This is a genomic window from Thiothrix caldifontis (assembly GCF_900107695.1).
In the GTDB taxonomy this organism is placed as follows: domain Bacteria; phylum Pseudomonadota; class Gammaproteobacteria; order Thiotrichales; family Thiotrichaceae; genus Thiothrix; species Thiothrix caldifontis.
Map to the genome: position 1 here is coordinate 83,831 of NZ_FNQP01000012.1, position 19,712 is coordinate 103,542.

Here is a 19,712-nt window from a genome sequence, read left to right on the forward strand (position 1 = left end):
TTTACAGCACGTATTGGAAGTGCAAAACAGCGTCGATACACTCGCCCAGCGCTTTCTCAGCAAAATTAACACCGCACCTGCACCAACAATCGCCTTCCCAACCCACCGCTTCGGCAAAAATCTGGAATCGGTTTATGGCTTGATGAGTGCTGGACTCAACATACCCACCTATAAAGTATCGCTGACTGGGTTTGACACCCATGCCAACCAACTGCCCCGTCATGCCAATCTGCTCAAGACATTGGCAGAGAGTCTCACGATTTTGGTTGATAATTTGAAAGCCAGCAATCAATGGGATAATACCCTGATCATGACTTATTCCGAGTTCGGACGGCGCTTGCAGGAAAATGCCAGCGGCGGCACAGATCACGGTACAGCAGCTCCTCAGTTGATCCTAGGCGGGGCAGTCAACGGTGGTCTGTATGGCTCCTATCAAGCCTTAGATCAATTAGATGATAGGGGTGATCCTGTTTTTACTACTGATTTCCGCGACATCTATTACACGATTGCTCAGCAATGGTGGGGTCTGTCTTCCGATACAAAAAAAACATGGGCTTTATTTTCCAACGGTCATAAAAATAATTACACATTAACCATTAAATTTTCTGAATGTGATCATCATCACCGACAATCTGTTCTTTATACTCCACAATGTTACGTAACATTCCGCCTTCTTTGATATTACGTGGAATATCTACAACACCAACAGACTGCTGGTGCGTAGACATAAAAACTGGCGCTTTCAGGAGTTACAAGAACGATGAAAACTCATAATCTTTTTACCCACCTTTTTAGTCTGCATCGCTGGCAAAAACGCTTGCTCATGCTGGCTGCGGATAGTCTACTGCTACCCTTTGCGGTATGGGCAGCGTTTGCCATGCGTCTCGGCACTTGGACACCGGATATGAAAGACGGTGTATGGTTGCTGATGCTCGCCCCCTTAATTAGCATCCCCATCTTTATCAAGCTTGGGTTATACCGCGCCGTTGTTCGCTACATCGGTGGGCAGGCGATTCAAATAACGTTTGTGGGCGTTTTACTCTCAACAGTATTGTTGCTGGGGGTGGCTGCCTTATTGGAAGCGGATGGTATCCCACGCTCTGTTTATGTGATCTATGCAGGAACCGCTTTCATTATTATTGGTGGCAGCCGTTATTTTATTCGCCGCTACTATCGCTTTGTGCAAGATCGACAACAAGGCAAAATTCCAGTCGCCATCTATGGAGCGGGAGAATCTGGCAGACAACTCGCCAGTATGCTGACACGTAGCCCTGAGTATGCCCCCGTATTATACGTGGATGATGACTCAAACCTGCATCAGGCCAACATTTCAGGCATGAAGGTCTATAGCCCGCTGATATTACCGATTCTAATCGAGAAATATCATATTAAGCAGGTGCTATTGGCAATGCCATCGGCGAGTAATACACGCCGCCGTGAGATCATCAACCAACTTGAATATTTACCTGTGCATGTGCGCACCATCCCTAGCCTGACCGAATTAGTCTCAGGAAAGAGCGATATTGACAGCTTACGTGAAATTGACATTGAAGAATTATTGGGACGTGTACCTGTGACACCCGATGACAGACTTCTCAGTGCGAATATTCGTCATAAGAATATCATGATCACGGGTGCTGGTGGCTCCATCGGCTCGGAGTTATGCCGCCAAATTATTCGGCTATCGCCTAGTTGTTTGGTATTGTTTGAGTCCTCTGAACTCGCGCTTTATCAAATTGAGCGCGAACTACAAGAGTTTATGGCACATGAGAAACTAACTATCCCACTCATCCCCACGCTTGGTTCAGTTCAAGACAGGCTGCGTGTCGAAGAAACCTTACGCGCTAACCATATCCAAACGCTCTACCATGCAGCCGCTTACAAACATGTACCGATGGTGGAATGCAACCCGATTGAAGGTATTCGCAATAACACCTTTGGAACATTTTATACCGCTCAAGCTGCTTTGAATGTAGGGGTAGAACGTTTTGTCCTGATTTCTACGGATAAGGCAGTACGCCCAACCAATGTCATGGGCGCCAGTAAACGTTTGTGCGAATTGGTATTGCAAGGGTTCAGCCAAGTTTCCAGTAAAACAGTATTCTGCATGGTGCGTTTTGGTAATGTGCTTGGTTCATCAGGCTCCGTTGTACCGCTATTCCGTCGCCAGATACAAGAGGGTGGCCCCATCACGGTTACGCACCCTGACATTATTCGCTTTTTTATGACGATTCCGGAAGCTGCACAACTGGTTATCCAAGCGGGTGCGATGGCTAAAGGTGGGGAAGTCTTCTTACTGGATATGGGGGAACCTGTCAAAATCCTCGATCTTGCCAAACGCATGATCCATTTATCCGGCTTACAGGTGCAGGATGAAACGAATCCCCAAGGTAACATCCGCATTGAAGTGACGGGCTTACGCCCGGGTGAAAAACTTTACGAGGAACTACTCATTGATAGCGATGCGGAAAAAACCGCGCATCCACGCATCTTCAAAGCCAATGAAAGCTGCCTACCTTGGTTGGAACTGGAAGCCACACTCGATGAACTACGCTACGCTTGCGAGCAGCGTAATTTACCCACTATTTATCAAATTCTTAGTCAAAAGGTACAGGGTTATGTGAATAAGATCGCAACCACGTCATCGGTTGTGGTCAAATTACCTGTTAAGAAAATGAGTCTCTGCAAGGATATGTGACAAGTCTCACACTACTCTACTAATAAATCTTTTATACTATTTAAATGATAGATTTACACAGCCACATATTACCTGCATTGTGTGATGGTTCCCAAAATATGGAAACCTCATTAGCAATGGCACGTCTTGCTGTAGCGGATGGCACGACGCACTTGGCCTGCACACCGCATATTTACCCTGGTGTGTATGCCAATTCCACAGCGACTATTGCACCTGTGATGCAGATGTTACAAGCCGAGTTGGATCTGCAAGGTATTCCCTTAACATTAGTGATGGGAGCTGACGTTCACATGGTTCCAGAAGTGATGGAAGGTTTAAAACAAGGCAGAATTCCCACACTGCATGGTTCCCGTTACTTTTTGTTAGAACCATCGCATCATGTGCCAGTACCCTATTTTCTAGAACAAATAGAAAATTTTTTGAATGCGGGCTATGTGCCGGTGATCACGCATCCAGAACGTTTACGTTGGTTAGATGAACACTACCAAGACTTTATTCAAGCTGCACGGATAGGTGCTTGGTTACAGATCACCGCAGGGGCAATTACAGGTAACTTTGGGCCTTCGGCAAAAAAACGGGCTGAACGTCTGTTGCTGGATAATGTCGTACACATCATTGCTTCGGATGCGCACAGTATTGAACATCGCCCGCCTACAATGTCGGCGGGGGTAGCAGAAGCTATCCGCATCCTTGGTGATGAAACCGAAGTCATGCGCATGGTAAACGGTCGCCCGCAAATGATTCTCGACAATGCTGAACCTGATGCCTTGCCATTACCGGCGGGGCTATTCGAAAAAATACCGTTACCACTGGCAGGGGGACATGGAAAGAAAAGCTGGTTCAATCGTCTGTTTGCTTAATAACTAGATCAATTTACTATCAAGCCTTACGGCATAACACAAAAGGTTTAAAGGGTGCTTATGAACTCACATCGTCGTGGAATCAAGATTTTCATGGCAACCACTTCGCTGCTATGTGCTATAGGGCTATCAGCCTGTAGCAGCACAGGGGGTAGTTCTGCTGGTGATGTTGCGGGTGATGCTGTTATCGGTGGTGTGTTCGCAAATTTAGCAGAGCTGGATTATGGCACATCGCTAGAACAGGCTAGTATTGCCGCTGGTGATATGCTTGATATTAAAGTATTTCAAGCAGAAGAACTTTCCGGCAAAGTGCGCGTTGACACTAATGGGCAAATCTCCTTGCCATTGGCTGGCAGTTTAACGGTTGCTGGGTCGACACCAACGGAAGTTGAAAATAAACTCAAGGTATTATTGGGTCAACGCTACCTGCAAAACCCACAGGTCACTGTGTTCATGGAAAGCTTCACTAACCAGCGCGTCACTATTGAAGGTGAAGTAAAAAAACCAGGGGTTTACCCTATCACTGGTTCCGTCACTTTAGTACAAGCCATTGCGTTGAGCGAAGGTTTATCGAGCTTAGCAGATTCCAAGAAAATTGTGTTATTTCGTCGTATAGGCGACCAAACGAAAGCTTACAACCTAGATCTTGATGCCATTCGTAACGGTAAAATCCGTGACCCTTATTTACGTGGTGATGATCGCGTCATTGTACACCGCTCTGATAGTCGTTATTGGCTACGTGAAACGGCAGCATTGTTAAGCCCATTCTCTGCCATTAACAACATACTCCGATAAGACAACAAGATAACTGGATTAATAGTATGACACACCGAGATATCCATCACGATCCTGAAGAGCTAAACCCCAATCGAGGGCTAGTTCCTGTGCAGCAACGTGCCTTGGTTCCTACTCATTATGATGCTCCCAACCGTAATGACGATAGTGATGATGACGAGATTGATTTACGGGAGTTATGGTCGGTTATCAAGCGCCGCAAGGGTACAATTGCTCTAATCTTCGTACTGGTTACCATGATCAGCCTATTGGTCACATTGAGTATGACACCCATTTATCGCGCAGGCGTAACGCTGGAAATCAATACCGAAGAAAAACGGGTGCTAGATTACGACGTTGAGGCAGGTTCTCAAGGCCCTACTGACAGTAAAGATTTTTACCAGACACAATATGAGCTGTTAAAAAGTCGTAGCTTAGCAGATCGCGTCATTGACAGAATGAAGCTAGAATCTAGGCTAAAAGGAGAAGAACTGGAAAAACCTTTTTACGCTGACACGCTGACTACCGTGAAAAGCTGGTTCAACTTTTCAGGCAACACTACTGGCGACAACCCTGACAGCCTAGATTCAAGTACACCCACTATGGCGTCTAAGTTAGGTGAACGCCCACTTTCCAGTATTTTTCTGAACAATGTTACGGTTGCTCCTGTCAAAAACTCCAAGATTGTCACAGTGCATTATGATGACCCAGACCCAGAAATGGCGGCATTGGTTGCAAATGCATTAGCCGACAACTACATTGACATGAATTTAGAGCGCCGTGCAGGTTCTACCGATTATGCAAAAAAATTCCTAGAAGAGCAGCTAGCACAAACCAAAAGTAAATTGGAAGAATCCGAGAGTAAACTGGTTCAATACGCTAAAGAAAAATCCATCTTTAATACTGATGACAAAACCAGTTTGGTTTCTCAGAAGTTGCAAGGGCTAAGTGCAGCACTAACAGAGGCTGAAAAAGAGCGTATTGCAACTGAAAGTGAATTCAAACAAGCACAGGCGAGTAAAAGCTTAAACCGGGTACAAAGTAGCTCGGTTATCCAACAATTAAAGACTAGTAAAGCGAAACTTCAAGCAGACTACCAAGAAAAGTTACAAATTTATAAACCTGACTATCCACTGATGCAGCAACTACAACAGCAGATCAGTGAGTTGGATCAAGAAATTCAACGTGAATCTTCGTTAGAGAAGAGTACCGCACAAAGTGCACTTCAGTCTGACTATATGGCAGCTAAACAGAAAGAAGCACAATTAAAAGCTGAAGTAGAAAAATACAAACTGGAATTATTGAGTAGCCAAGACAAAAGTATCGGCTATAATACCTTGCAACGCGAGGTGGAAACCAACCGTCAATTGTATGAAGGGCTATTGCAACGGGTAAAAGAAGTGAACGTTGCTGGTTTAGCTAACACCAACAATATTTCAATCGTAGACTCTGCGTTAGTCCCCTATGCTGTACATAAACCCAATACACGCTTGAATCTAGCACTTGGCGCTGTGTTGGGATTATTCCTTGGGGCAGTCGTTGCTTTTATGCTGGAATTCCTTGATGACCGCATTAAGAGCACTGAAGACTTAGAAAAAGTCTTATCACTTCCGGTATTAGGCGTCGCGCCAACCGCAGGAAAAGATGGTAAACAAAATAATTATGCCTTAATGACTGTCGAAAAACCCACTTCAGCAGTTGCAGAAGCGTTCCGTTCATTGCGCACCAACTTAATGTTCGCGACACGTGCTGGTGCACCGCGAGTCATGAATGTTACCAGTTGTGATGCTAGTGAGGGTAAAAGTAGTACCGCAATCAATCTCGCCACCGCGTTCGCTCAAGCGGGCAAACGCGTACTGCTCATTGATGCTGATTTGCGTAAACCAACCTTACACAAACATTTTAAACTGGATAACTCCAAAGGTTTATCGCATTACTTAATTGGTCAGGAAAATTTACACGACATTACTCAAGCCAGTTTTATTCCTGAAGTTTATATTATACCGTCTGGCCCACTAACACCTAATCCGGTTGAACTGCTATCCAGTGAACGCTTGGGCGAGTTAGTCGCTTTTGCCGATGCGCCTGAATGCACATTCGATATTATTATCATAGACTCACCACCTGTGTTAGGGTTGGCTGATGCCTTAGTTATTGGTAATCGTACCCATGCCACATTATTAGTAGCTGCTTGGAACCAATCACGCAAACGCCCTGTTCAAGCAGCATTCCAACGCTTACGACAAGCACGTAATAATGTTATTGGGGTTGTAATGACCAAAGCAAAAGGTAACACCAGTGGCGCTTATTATAACTATGATTACTATTACACTTATGGCGATAAGAAAGCATTGGCAAGTAAGTCTTAAGGTATCTTAGTGTGACGACACTTTTCAGACAGTCGGGCTTAGTACTCTTTGCAGTACTAGCCCTATATCTCAGCATCAGTTATCGCAGTGGTCATGTTGGGCCAGATGATTTCATCGACACCCGACGGCTGATTATTGATATTGACCCAAACGGTTGGACACAATTGGACTCGGATGACTGGTTTCAGTTAGCTGAACAAGCCCAAGAATCAGGTAATCTCGATTTAGATCAAACCTATACATTGAAAGCGTTAGCTAATAACCTTAGCAGTGGTCGAGCCATGGCTAAACTCGCTGATATTCGCCTCCAACAAGGTAATCAAACACAAGCGGAACAGTTAGCAAACCTAGCAGCAAAACTTGCGACCGCACACGATGAAACCTATTTACTCCTTGCCTTATTCTGGGCTAAGACCGGCAAACATGCAGAAATCGTAAAAGTATGGAATATGCTTTTGATGCGTGATGCATCACTTCATTCCGGTTTGTTTCCGCATTTACGTGCCATGGCTGGTAATCCTTCCACTGCAACATTAATTGAACCATTTGCAAACAATCCCCCGAAATGGTGGGGTGCATTTTTTAATTACTTAGCTACCGACCCACAAACCTCAGCGGTATTATTGAAACACCTCTATACGCTACGCTTAGGCTCTTCCCTCCCGCTTGGTGAAGGTGAAATGACGCAATACATTAACCGCTTAGTGAAAGACAAACGCTGGACGGACGCTTACGCTGTTTGGCAAACCAGTTTGCCTCAGGAAGCCGCTGCTTACAAAGGCTTGATTTACGATGGTGGTTTTGAAGGGGAATGGCATAACACCGGTTTCGATTGGTTTTTTACACGGCATAAGCAACTAAAAATTCAACCAGACCTGACATTTGGCATGGATGGGCATCGAGCCTTAAAAATTAATTTCAATCCTTCCAAACACATTAAGTTTCAACATGTCTGGCAACGTCTATTATTAAAACCTGCTACTTATGAATTAAGCTTACGTTTTCGTACTGATCATTTCCGTACAACCAAAGGGCTGCAATGGCGGGTGCGTTGTTCTGAAGATGATCGAGTCGTAGCAGAATCTCCGGTACTACAGGAAAGTAATAATTGGTCAATATTCACAGCTCCAGTGGAAGTGCCATCAGTCAATTGTGAAACGCAAGTATTACGTTTAGAAGCAGCAAGCCCTTACCCCCATGATCAAGTTTTTAAGGGTGATATCTGGTTTGACGACATCCAAATTACCCCTCTTGCTAACCATGATAACTAAAACTATGCCTAGAGCATCTACCATAAATACTGTATCAATCCAGACTCAACTGCTGTTCACACTCAGTATCGCAATGTTGTGCTTTGCACCGTTAATGCGTAGCAGCAGGATGTCACCTGCCTTGATGACACTGGAAATTCTAGGAATTGTTTTACTTGTTGTAGCATTATGGTATCCCATTGAAAAGAAGAAAGTACCAACCTTAACCTGGGTATTCATTATCAGTGGCATCCTGTTACCCTTGATACACTTGATACCGCTACCCAGTACGCTTTGGCATCAATTACCGGGAAGAGAGCTTTATGCAGAAAGCCTATCTGTACTCGCTGAAGCAGGGGTTGCTGTAAATTACTTACCAATATCCTTAATTCCTGCACGTACCCTTACTGCACTGCTGGCTCTGCTGCCAGTAATCGCTATGTTTATCAGTACCCTACTCTTACCCAAACAATATGTTATACGTTTAGTCTATGTGTTTTTAGGAGTCGCAACTTTTCAAGCATCCTTAGGTTTAATTCAGTATGGTAGTGGGGCTGAATGGGCTTTTTGGTGGGATATAGGCGGCGGTAATAACGCCCTTGGCACTTACCCGAACCGCGATCATTTTTCAGGGCTAATGGAAATGGCAATTCCCGTTGCCTTAGGTTTAACCGCTTACAATTTTCGGCATAATAGAGCTGATGAAGATGAACAACACCAAACACTCATTAATCAAGCCCTCATTTTTTTTACGATTAGCTTGGTATTAATACTCGGCGGTATTTTTGCACGTTCTCGGAGTGGTGTAGTGCTCATTATGCTAGCACTATTGTTATGTTCCATCCTATTTGCCAGACACATTGGCGGTAAGCGTGCCTTAGGCTTTGGTACAATGGTGACGGTTATCTCATTAGGTATTGCCAGTAATATCGGGCTGATACCTGTTCTTAACCGCTTTGCCGTAGACCCACTAGAAGACCTAAGATGGGAAATTTTCAATCAAACATGGGAAGCGACCCAACACTTTTTTCCTTTAGGCAGTGGCCTAGGTACATTCCAGTCAATTTTCAGAGCATTCCAACCGCCTGAAATGCCAGCGTTTGTCAATCATGCGCATAATGATTATTTGGAACTACTGTTAGAAACAGGCATTCTGGGAGGCATTATCATCCTCTTGTTTATCATTTTATATGCGGTAGGTTGGATTCAACTCGTCAAACAGCGGCATTCTCGCCATGCTTGGGGACGTTTCTACTTTATACAAATCGCAGCGGGCGTAAGCCTATTGTTACTAGCTGCACACGGTTTAACAGATTTTAATTTTCATACTCCTGCCAATAGCATTTTTTTTGCATTTCTAGGTGGAATTTTCTTGCATCAATATCACAAAGCTTAAAAATATTTGATTTTATATGCTTAATAACAAAAAGCCCTCATTTCTGAGGGCTTTTTGCGTCATAACGACAGTGATTTAACCGCGACTAACAGGTGTCGGAGTTGGGGTTGGATTAGGAGTAGGAGTTGGATCAGGAGTTGTACCAGTAGAACCACCTGTACCAGTAGAACCACCTGTACCAGTAGAACCACCTGTACCAGTAGAACCACCTGTACCAGTAGAACCACTAACACCCGTCGTGCCAGTACCAGTCGGGCTGGTGCTTTTGCTACTACCACCCGTACTGGCAGCAGCAACAGCCGCTGCCAAACCTGCACCTGCTGCTGCCATTACATTAAAACTCCCACCCGCTGCTACTGCAGTTGGAATCACAGAAATAGCAGTACCCGCAACCACACCAGTAACCGTTGCCGCTTGTGCGGCAGCAATTGCAGCAGTAACACCAGAAACACCGGCGGCAGATGCTGCTTGTAGTGTCGCTGACGCAACAACTGACGCTAATTGACTACCTGTCAAACCGGGAATAGTAGCAGCGACTGTATTTGCTGCCTGAGCAATAGCAGCACCAGCAGCTTCACCCGTTAACCCAGATGCAGCCGCCGTTTTTGCTGCGGCTTGAGCCGCAGCAAATACAGAGCTTTGTGCACTAGACAATTCTTGATTGGATAAATCAGCGAAAGCTGAGGTGGACACACCGCCTGCCAAGGCTACTGCAACCATAGCAGAGACTGAAAGTTGTTTGATGACGTTCATTGGAAGCCTCCTTCCATTGTATTAATCAGAGATAAGATACCATTTACTATGCAGTAGATCACTACCATAATAAAGCAGTATTATTATAGACCGAGTATCTTATAAACAAAAGTATTTAACGATACTTAATCTTGTATATGACCGTAACATTGATACCAATATTAATATGATGACCATAAGTTGGAAAACTGTTGATTATGCAAACTAAACACACTGTTCTGATAGCAGACCGTTATGAGTTGGGCGAGCTGCTATCAACAACATCATTGGGTAAAATTTTCTGTGCCCATGACTTCATCAGTACAGGTGAAGATGATGAACCTCGTCAAGTGATGATGTTTGCAGTCGAGCCTGCTATTGTCGCACATCCCAACTTTCACAAGGTTATGCCAAGTATCATCACTAAACTTAGTCAGAAGAACATTTCTCTCAATATTGCTGGTTTCCATGAGTGCCACGGCATTTACTGGATTATATTAGACGAACCATGTGGGGAGCTACTTAGTGACGAACTCAAACATTTTTATCTATTGGATAATTTATCCTCCACAGAAAGAGTTCAGTCTTTGCTTCTTAATTTGCTACACACAGCGAAATATCTCACACCTAAAGGTGGCTATGGCTTTATTGAACCTAACGCTATTATGTATTCAGGTGCTTCTTATAAGTTTTTAAATACTCCAATCGTCATTGCTCTACGATTTTTATCAGAAATTAACACCCAAAAAAGTCACAGCACCCTCTTAAAATCATCTTATTGCAGTCCACAGGTCACACACGGCTCCCCCCCGCTTCCCCAAGATGATACATTTTCTATTGCTTGTATTGCCTACCATATGCTTAATGGAACCCCGCCCTTCAAAACTTTAAGTACGCTAGAAGCCTATGATCAAAAAACAACACCAACACCTATTAAAAACTTAAATCATGAAACTCAGCGAAGCCTTCAGAAGGCTATGTCATGGGAACGCCATCAGCGCCAAACATCACCGTATGAGCTAGTTCATGCTTTTACTACCATCCCTCCTACTACAGTCAACGATGTTGTTGACAAATCCGCTACGCGCCTTGTTTACCCCGTTATCATTACTGCATCACTATCCGCTCTCTTGCTCACAACAGGAATATCTATAGATAATAATCAATCAACTAAAGCAGAAATCACACCTATAACATCTGTTCAAGCCCCCTCCCATCACGAAGCTAACGAGGAAACCTTACAACCTTCATCCCCTACCTCAAACGCAATATCAGCAGCTAATGAAGTCCCCCAGTCAATCACACAACAAATAGTGAAACAGCCCTCCAAAAAAATACCAGATACAGACAATCCGATCGTCGAACCTAAGCGTGATATCAAAAAGCCAGAGGAACAGCAGTCTAACACAAGCATAACCATTGCTATTCAACAACAAACAGCAGAGGAGAAACCGATATTGCCAAAAAAACAAAAAGCCCCCGCAATATCAACAAGACCACTACCAAGCTCATCGATAACAGCCTCAACACCAAAACCCAATGTTGGCGTTTCTACAAGACAATCAACCACTAGAATTGTCATTCCTGTTAACGAGAACACTTTCGTTGTAGGTTCGGCAAAACCCGTTGCTCCATCCAACAGGCAAGTCAAACCCACCCACTTAACCCCCCAAGGCGATAATGTGTTCATTGTTATGCCTGACTGATAGTAAATATCTTGATCTATACCATAGAAAATAAGTCATTATAGACTTACGATATAAGCTTGATTATTGATAGCTTAAAGAAGGGGGCAACAATGTTGGCAATGGATCAAGAGTGGAAAAGCTGGTTGGATACTAACCTTGCACGTCAATGTGATGTAGAAAATATCTACAGAATTATGCGTACCAATGGTTTTAACCCTAGCACTATTCAACAAATGATGGGGGATGTGTACCCAGCCGGTATAGAAACACAACCCATAAAGACAAACACAAACTTTGACTATCAAACATTATCAAAAGTTATGGAGGTACGTGGTTTAGCTTTAGGAGCACAACGTGTCGACACTGATGCCTTACAAATCTACACCATTGATAACTTCTTAAGCCCTAGTGAATGCGAACAAGTCATTGCTATCACTAAACAAAATCTATCTCCTTCCTTGGTTTCTCATTACAATGGAGACCCTGCATTTCGCACAAGTATGACGTGTCACCTGCGGTATAACGAAGACCCTTTTATCGACTATATTGATGAAAGAATAGCGCGTACTCTGGGTATATGCCTATCTTATTCTGAAGCAATTCAAGCTCAACACTACGAAGTAGGCAAAGAACTAAAAGCACACCACGATTATTTCACGCCCAACACACCCGCATATGCTGAATTTGCAGACGAAAAAGGACAACGCACATGGACGTTCATGGTTTATTTAAATAATACTCCCAAAGGTGGCGGTACGCACTTTGTGTATATGGATCATACTTTTTATCCAAAACAAGGGCAGGCTGTCATCTGGAACAACCTCTATCCAGATGGACTACCTAATCGTCAAACACTACATCATGGAATGCCTGTCGAGGAAGGTGAAAAAACGATCATCACCAAATGGTTCCGTGATAAAGGTCAGGGTGATGTATTTTGTGAACAGATGTCTCCCTCTTGAAATCATCAACAAGCCCCCCATCTTGTGCATATCAAATACACAAGATGTGAGGACTAATCCCCTATGACGGCAACAAGCAATAAAGAAAACCTGCAATTTCAAACCGAAGTGAATCAACTGTTACACCTGATGATTCACTCGCTGTACTCCAACAAGGAAATTTTCCTGCGCGAGTTGGTATCTAACGGTTCGGATGCCTGCGACAAGCTGCGTTTTGAAGCGATTGGCAACGACAGCCTCTACGAGAACGACAGCGAATTGCGCGTGGAAGTCGAATTCGACGCACAAGCAGGCACAATCACTGTGCGCGACAACGGCATCGGTATGAACCGCGATGAAGTTGTGACCAATATCGGCACGATTGCCAAATCCGGTACCAAAGAATTCCTGAGCAAACTGACTGGCGACGAGAAAAAAGACTCGCACATGATCGGGCAGTTCGGGGTAGGTTTTTACGCCTCTTTCATCGTTGCCGACAAAGTAACGCTGACCACGCGCCGCGCTGGGGATGCCGCTTCTGAAGGCGTGCGCTGGGAATCCGATGCACAATCCGGCTACTCACTGGAGCAGGTCGAGAAAGCCACTCGTGGTACAGAAATCGTCCTGCACCTCAAAGAAGACGAAAAGCTGCTGGCAGACGGCTGGCGTTTGCGCAATATCATCCGCCAATATTCCGACCACATCCCGCTGCCGGTGAACATGCGTAAAACCGAAGCGGGTGAAATCAAGGATGAATGGGAAACCGTTAACAAAGCCAACGCACTGTGGACACGTGCCAAATCCGAAGTAAAGGATGAAGAATACCAGGAATTCTACAAACACGTTTCGCACGACTGGGAAGACGCGCTGGCATGGTCACACAACCGCGTCGAAGGCAAATACGAATACACGTCCTTGCTGTACCTGCCTTCCAAAGCCCCATTCGACCTGTTCGACCGCGACAACACGCACGGCTTGAAGCTCTACGTACAGCGCGTTTTCATCATGGAAGACAAAGAATTCAAGCTGATGCCACGCTATTTGCGTTTTGTGCGCGGTGTGCTGGATTCCAACGACCTGCCGCTGAACGTGTCACGTGAAATCCTGCAAGGCAATAAAATCATCGAGAACATGAAAAATGCCTCGGTGAAAAAAGTCATTGGTTTGCTGGAAAACATGATTGCCAACGAACCGGAAAAATACGCGAAATTCTGGAAAGAGTTCGGCAAAGTCCTCAAAGAAGGCCCCGGCGAAGACTTCAGCAACCGCGAACAAATCGCCAAATTGCTGCGCTTCTCCTCCACACTGGATGACAGTGCGGAACAAACCGTGTCCTTGCCTGACTACATCGCCCGCATGAAAGAAGGTCAGGACAAAATCTACTACATCACTGCCGATAGCCACACTGCCGCGAAAAACAGCCCACATCTGGAAGTGTTCCGCAAAAAAGGCATCGAAGTGCTGTTACTGTCTGATCGCGTAGACGAATGGCTGGTACAGCATTTGATGGAGTTTGAAGGCAAATCGCTGCAATCCGTTGCTAAAGGCCAGCTTGACCTGTCCAAACTCGAAACCGAGGAAGACAAACAGGAACAAGCCAAAGTTGAAGCCGAAGCCAAAAACATGGTCGAGCACATCAAAACGGCATTGGGCGAAAAAGTTGGCGAAGTGCGCGTTTCACACCGCTTAACCACCTCACCGTCTTGCATTGTACTGAATGAGCACGACATGGCGTTGTACATGCAGCAACTAATGAAACAGGCCGGTCATGAAATGCCAGATACCAAACCTGCTTTGGAAATCAATCCGACGCATCCCTTGCTAAAACGTATGGAAGCGGAAACCGATGATGAGCGCTTTGGCGAATGGTCCAGTATCTTGTTGGATCAGGCGATTCTGGCGGAAGGCGGTCAACTGGAAGACCCTGCGGGCTTCGTCAATCGCCTGAACAAGCTGATGTTGGCTATCGGTTAAACAAACACCCCCTACTACCAGCAAAAAAGCCCCAACTATGGGGCTTTTTTGTGCCAAAACATGCCCATACTCCCCTCAATTTTATCGAGCGGGAACTGAAATAAACGATTGCTAGTCAAACTTAAGTAATAAAGATCACTTGAGGAATTTGTTATGTCCGGCATCCGTTCTAGCAGTATTATGCTGCTTACCAGTGTGTTATTGAGTGCTTGCGTGCCCAACGGTGCTTACGTCAATCCGTGGAATCCATGGGGTACAACCACGTATCCACCCGCGACGCCCACACCCGTTACTTATGTGGATGTGTACAAATACCAAGGCTCGCGCCAGTGTGAAGGTGGCGGCATACCACTGGCGGAAATGCAGCGTCAACTCCAAGCTGGTGGCGCAATTGTTACCGCCAGCAGTTGCGGCATGGATGGGCGCATGTACCCCGCATTCTGCGGTGGTGCTGATGGCAAAATCAATATTTTCACCGTAACCAGCAACTCCATGAACGCGGCTCTCGCACAGGGTTTCACACCACTCAACAGTTTGCCAGAAGCGCAAAAAACCCAATGCTACACCAGCAATAACAGCGGCAGCACCACATACCCGTATACAGGCGGTAACAATACCTCCTATTATTCGTATCAGTGACTGGCTAACTCCCGTACTTGATCGGCGGTGAGCAGGAATACGCCATCACCGCCGCGCTCGAACTCTAACCAATGAAATAATACTTCTGGGTAGGCCGCTTGCAACGCGTATTGGCTGTTGCCCACTTCCACGATCAGAATACCGTTTTCCGTAAGATGCGTGGCTGCATCACGCAAAATACGGCGTGTATGTGCCAAACCATCCTCCCCAGAAGCGAGTGCTAATGCAGCAGGCTCATGTAAAAACTCCGGGGTCAATGCAGCCATATCCTCTGCATCCACATACGGGGGATTGCTGACAATAATGTCGTACTGACGGCCTTGCAAATGCTCAAATAAATCAGACTGAATAGCCTCCACTTGCCCTGCAAGGTTATGGCGCTCAATATTCACCTGAGCAACCTCCAAAGCCGCCTCAGAAATATCGCTCAAATCGACCCGTGCATGGGGAAACGCATAAGCACAAGCAATACCAATGCAACCACTGCCGGTGCAAAGATCCAAAATTCTATGTACTTGTGGTGGTTCGATCCACGGGGAAAATTGCTTTTCAATGTATTCCGCAATCGGTGAACGCGGAATCAAAACATTTTCATCCACGTAAAACGGTAAGCCTAAAAACCAGCCTTCATTAGTCAGATACGCCGCTGGTTTACGGGTTTCTACCCGTTGTTGCACGATGTCAGCAACGGCTGCACATTCACTGCCGGTCAAACGGCTATCAAAATACAGATCGGGAGTATCCACTGGTAAATGCAGCGTATGTAACACCAAATAAGCGGCTTCATCAAACGGTGAGGACATACCGTGAGAAAAACTCAGTTCAGCCTCAGCAAAGCGGCTTGCGCCCCAGCGAATATAATCCTTAATGGTCAACAGTTCAGCGTGGTCGAAATCCATAATCTCCATCATCGTATCAGTACAAAAGGTGTCTATCATCCCGTATTTTGCGGAATGCTACCATGTTTATTGCCACTGCCCGACACACCCCCTATGATTGCGCCCATTCTCAACCTAGCAAAAAAGCAAACATCACCATGAAATACATTGAAAGTTTATTTGAGCATTTCCTCTTCACAAGCCGCTGGTTACTCGCTCCCGTTTATTTAGCCTTAGTAGCGGCTCTAGTCGTATTACTGTTCAAAGCGGTGAAAATCCTCTGGGGGTTAGCCGCAGGCATTATGACGGCTACCGATGACGACATTATCATTGGCGTCCTCTCACTGGTCGACATTTCCCTAATCATGAACCTACTGATTATTATCATTTTTAGCGGCTATGAAACCTTTGTGTCTAAAATGGAAGATCTCCACGGTCACGCGGATCGCCCCGACTGGATGGGGCATATCGGTTTCAGCGATTTAAAACTCAAACTCATCGGCTCTATCGTCGCTATTTCAGGGATCGATCTGCTCAAATCTTTCATGGCATTGGGTTCACCCCATGCCCCTTCCACCGAAGAAATGGCGTGGATGGTTGGCATTCATCTAACCTTTGTGGTATCCGGTGTGTTGTATGCCCTCACGGATCGCTTAAGCCACAGTGCCAAACCACCCACCAATTCTCACTAAGCACTTAACGCTTAACCGAAACGGTTGGTCAGCTCGCCGATACCCGCGATGCTGACCACCACAGTATCCCCATCATTCATTCCGCACACGCCCACTGATGTGCCGCAAGCAATAATGTCACCCGCCTCCAACGTCATATCGTGCGAAATCTGACTCACAATGTCATGCGGTGAAAAGAACATATCCGCCACCGGATAGTTTTGCTTCTCCTCTCCATTCAACTCAACCCTAACTCGCAACTCAGACGCATCAAGCCCTGTGGCAATGCTCGGACCAAACACCCCAAATTGATCGAAACTTTTCGCCCGCGTCCAGTGTACAAACACCGGGTCTTGTTTCAGCAAATCACGTGCGGTGACATCATTCACACAGGTATAACCGAAAACGTAGTCAGGCGCTTGCTCCAGCGAAACACCTTTACAACGTTTACCGATGACAATACCCAATTCCCCTTCAAACACCACCATGCCGTTGTAAGTACTTGGGCGTGGGATAACCTCACCCTGCCCCGCAAAACTGTTGGCGGCTTTAAGGAAATACAGCGGATGCGCAGGCTTATGCAGATTTTCGACCACAGCCCGTTCCTGAAAATTATTCCACAAACCAATCAGCTTGGAAGGTTCACAGGGGCGTAACAGCTTTACCGCCGCCAAGGCAAACTCACGCCCGCTCAGCGAATGTTCGGCGAACATATCACCGCAATATTCCGTAATAATGCCGTGTGCCAATGTCCCAAAACGGGTTTCACCCTCGGTAAAAAAACGTACCCACTGTGCCATCAGTTTGCTCCTATTAAAACAATGCCTAAAGCTTACTGCTGCATCGCACAAAAAGCACGGATTTGTTGCTCGCAAGCCGCCGCTAGCGATTTACGGTCAGTACCCGTGGTTGTCATTAACGGCAGGAAATGTATGTCGGCTTGAATATCCGGTTCTGCCAGCAAAGCTTTTAGGTTATCCCACAATGATTGTTGATCAACATACGGCACGGCGGGATGTGTCAAACCATCGCGCCCCGGATAACGTAACGCCACCGGTTGCACCGCAATACCTGCCTCAAATGCAGGTGCAAACAAACGCGCATGAAAGGTGCGCACATCATTCCCCGTCGTCGTCGTTCCCTCTGGAAACAGCAATACCGAATCCCCTGCCTGTAACGCTTGCAAAATCGTCGTAGCCGCTTGTGCTGCCGCGCCCGCTTTACCGCGTGTAATGAATAACGTGCCGGATTTCGCCGCCAACCAACCGATCACCGGCCAGTGACGTACTTCTTGCTTTGACAAAAAACGTGGATTAGCCACCCCACCCAACAACGCAATATCCAACCACGAAATATGGTTAGCCACCATCAACACTGCCTCATCCGCAGGCTTACCTACCACATTGAGTTGAACCCCAATAATCCGCCCTGCTTTGCCTAGCCACCAGCGCACCAAACGCGGATAGAAAGTAGCTTGCCACACCCCGGCAAATAACACTGTCAGTAACACACCGACACCTGTGTGTGTCGCTAACCGAATCAACCGTACTATTCTGCGTAATCGCTGCATTTTATTTTCCTAGTTTCCGATGCCCTGAGGTTATTGGGTTACATTCTCTGGCGAAAGAGCATAACCGTATTTTTTTGTGTTTGTCACAAAGCTGTCATATTCCGCGCCTATAGTTCGCAGCAGTTCAACACTGACACTGATTGAAGACAATTGATTTAAAACTTTGGAGACTTTCAAATGAAGAAACTTGCTCTGGCGATTGCTGCTGCTCTGGCACTGTCTGCTACCGCTGCACAAGCGCGTGACAACATCGAAATCGTGGGTTCTTCCACTGTTTATCCTTTCTCTACCAATGTTGCAGAAACGTTTGCCAAGAAAACTGGCAATGCAGCACCAAAAGTTGAATCCACAGGTACTGGCGGCGGTTTCAAACTGTTCTGTTCAGGTGCTGGCATCGAAACCCCAGACGTAACCAACGCTTCTCGCCGCATGAAAAAAAGTGAGTTGGAAGATTGCATCAAAAATGGCGTGGATAAAGTCACTGAAATACAAGTTGGCTTCGATGGCATCGCTATCGCTAATGCCAAAAGTGCGGCTGACTACGATCTGAGCTTGAAAGACATGTTCATGGCTTTGGCTAAAACTGTACCGAACGACAAGGGCGAAATGGTTGCCAACCCTTACAAAACTTGGAAAGAAATCAACCCTGCACTGCCAGATGCAAAAATCGAAGTCTTAGGCCCACCACCAACCTCCGGTACCCGTGACGCTTTCTCTGAAATGGTCATGGAAGGTGGCTGCAAAGGCATCGAAGCACTGGATGCTATTCATGCAGAATCCAAAAAACTGAAGGAAGACGGCAAGGCTGACGAAGCTAAAGCCAAGGAACAAGAACACAAAGCTGTTTGTACCACCATGCGTGAAGACGGTGTTTACATCGAAGCTGGTGAAAATGACAATCTGATCGTACAGAAACTGGGGGCTAACCCGAATGCATTAGGCATCTTCGGCTTCAGCTTCTTGGAACAAAACAATGATAAAGTGAAAGGCTCTAAAGTAGGTGGTGTTGCCCCTACGTTTGAAACCATTTCTGACGGCAGCTACCCTGTTTCTCGCCCATTGTTCATGTACGTGAAAAACGCGCACGTTGACCAAGTGAAAGGCATCAAAGAATTCGTTGCTGAATTCACTAGCGAAGAAGCATGGGGTAATGACGGTTATTTGGCAGACAAAGGCTTGATCCCAATGCCAGATGCACTGCGCAAAGAAGTTGCAGCAAACGCGGCAGAAATGAAGCCGTTGGCTGCTGATGCATTGAAATAATAATATCCT

17 protein-coding genes are annotated in these 19,712 nt (G+C 45.9%); 13 read left to right on the forward strand and 4 right to left on the reverse strand.

Annotation, left to right across the window (positions count from 1 at the left end):
• The 7 genes from BLV87_RS11425 to BLV87_RS11455 all read left to right on the forward strand — a co-directional run.
• Nucleotides 1-679, forward strand: a 679-nt coding sequence (locus tag BLV87_RS11425) for a DUF1501 domain-containing protein (RefSeq protein ID WP_175517915.1), incomplete at its 5' end; no start/stop codon positions are given.
• An 81-nt stretch (nt 680-760) separates the two neighbouring features.
• Complete coding sequence (locus tag BLV87_RS11430) at nt 761-2,698, forward strand: polysaccharide biosynthesis protein (RefSeq protein WP_093068816.1); 1,938 nt, start codon at nt 761-763, stop codon at nt 2,696-2,698.
• A 44-nt stretch (nt 2,699-2,742) separates the two neighbouring features.
• Nucleotides 2,743-3,558, forward strand: coding sequence for a tyrosine-protein phosphatase (locus BLV87_RS11435; RefSeq protein ID WP_281241319.1), 816 nt, complete (start codon nt 2,743-2,745; stop codon nt 3,556-3,558).
• A 93-nt stretch (nt 3,559-3,651) separates the two neighbouring features.
• Nucleotides 3,652-4,353: a polysaccharide biosynthesis/export family protein gene (locus tag BLV87_RS11440; RefSeq protein ID WP_093068819.1), complete on the forward strand. Its 702-nt coding sequence runs from the start codon at nt 3,652-3,654 to the stop codon at nt 4,351-4,353.
• Between the two features lie 26 nt (nt 4,354-4,379).
• Nucleotides 4,380-6,701, forward strand: a complete 2,322-nt coding sequence (locus BLV87_RS11445) for a GumC family protein (RefSeq protein WP_093068820.1) — start codon at nt 4,380-4,382, stop codon at nt 6,699-6,701.
• 164 nt (nt 6,702-6,865) lie between these two features.
• On the forward strand, nt 6,866-7,972 hold the full coding sequence (locus BLV87_RS11450) for a tetratricopeptide repeat protein (protein ID WP_139282173.1): 1,107 nt from the start codon (nt 6,866-6,868) through the stop codon (nt 7,970-7,972).
• Between the two features lie 124 nt (nt 7,973-8,096).
• Nucleotides 8,097-9,347, forward strand: a complete 1,251-nt coding sequence (locus BLV87_RS11455; RefSeq protein ID WP_245707011.1) for an O-antigen ligase family protein — start codon at nt 8,097-8,099, stop codon at nt 9,345-9,347.
• A gap of 75 nt (nt 9,348-9,422) precedes the next feature.
• Here the strand turns inward: BLV87_RS11455 and BLV87_RS19090 are convergent, their stop codons facing one another.
• Nucleotides 9,423-10,100: a hypothetical protein gene (locus BLV87_RS19090; RefSeq protein WP_139282174.1), complete on the reverse strand. Its 678-nt coding sequence runs from the start codon at nt 10,098-10,100 to the stop codon at nt 9,423-9,425.
• 197 nt (nt 10,101-10,297) lie between these two features.
• Here BLV87_RS19090 and BLV87_RS11465 point away from each other — a divergent pair, with 197 nt between their 5' ends.
• The 4 genes from BLV87_RS11465 to BLV87_RS11480 all read left to right on the forward strand — a co-directional run bounded on the left by BLV87_RS11465 (nt 10,298) and on the right by BLV87_RS11480 (nt 15,321).
• Complete coding sequence (locus BLV87_RS11465; protein WP_093068827.1) at nt 10,298-11,785, forward strand: hypothetical protein; 1,488 nt, start codon at nt 10,298-10,300, stop codon at nt 11,783-11,785.
• Nucleotides 11,786-11,844: 59 nt separating this feature from the next.
• Nucleotides 11,845-12,729: a prolyl hydroxylase family protein gene (locus BLV87_RS11470; protein ID WP_139282175.1), complete on the forward strand. Its 885-nt coding sequence runs from the start codon at nt 11,845-11,847 to the stop codon at nt 12,727-12,729.
• A 63-nt stretch (nt 12,730-12,792) separates the two neighbouring features.
• Nucleotides 12,793-14,682 carry a molecular chaperone HtpG gene (htpG, locus tag BLV87_RS11475; protein WP_093068830.1) on the forward strand — a complete coding sequence of 630 codons (1,890 nt, stop codon included), beginning with the start codon at nt 12,793-12,795 and terminating at the stop codon, nt 14,680-14,682.
• Nucleotides 14,683-14,835: 153 nt separating this feature from the next.
• Nucleotides 14,836-15,321 carry a hypothetical protein gene (locus tag BLV87_RS11480; protein ID WP_093068831.1) on the forward strand — a complete coding sequence of 162 codons (486 nt, stop codon included), beginning with the start codon at nt 14,836-14,838 and terminating at the stop codon, nt 15,319-15,321.
• Here BLV87_RS11480 and prmB read toward each other — a convergent pair.
• Complete coding sequence (gene prmB / locus BLV87_RS11485; protein WP_245707008.1) at nt 15,315-16,259, reverse strand: 50S ribosomal protein L3 N(5)-glutamine methyltransferase; 945 nt, start codon at nt 16,257-16,259, stop codon at nt 15,315-15,317. The two genes, BLV87_RS11480 and prmB, sit on opposite strands and share 7 nt — an antisense overlap.
• Before the next feature lie 98 nt (nt 16,260-16,357).
• On the opposite strand from prmB, the gene BLV87_RS11490 reads away from it, so the two are divergent.
• Nucleotides 16,358-16,891, forward strand: coding sequence for a TIGR00645 family protein (locus BLV87_RS11490; RefSeq protein ID WP_093068885.1), 534 nt, complete (start codon nt 16,358-16,360; stop codon nt 16,889-16,891).
• Nucleotides 16,892-16,902: 11 nt separating this feature from the next.
• Here the strand turns inward: BLV87_RS11490 and BLV87_RS11495 are convergent, their stop codons facing one another.
• Nucleotides 16,903-17,670, reverse strand: coding sequence for a fumarylacetoacetate hydrolase family protein (locus tag BLV87_RS11495; RefSeq protein WP_093068835.1), 768 nt, complete (start codon nt 17,668-17,670; stop codon nt 16,903-16,905).
• Nucleotides 17,671-17,702: 32 nt separating this feature from the next.
• Nucleotides 17,703-18,440, reverse strand: coding sequence for a lysophospholipid acyltransferase family protein (locus BLV87_RS11500; protein ID WP_093068836.1), 738 nt, complete (start codon nt 18,438-18,440; stop codon nt 17,703-17,705).
• Nucleotides 18,441-18,617: 177 nt separating this feature from the next.
• On the opposite strand from BLV87_RS11500, the gene BLV87_RS11505 reads away from it, so the two are divergent.
• The gene (locus tag BLV87_RS11505) at nt 18,618-19,703 is read left to right on the forward strand and encodes a substrate-binding domain-containing protein (RefSeq protein WP_093068838.1); all 1,086 of its coding nucleotides are present in this window, start codon (nt 18,618-18,620) and stop codon (nt 19,701-19,703) included.
• Nucleotides 19,704-19,712 lie beyond the last annotated feature (9 nt).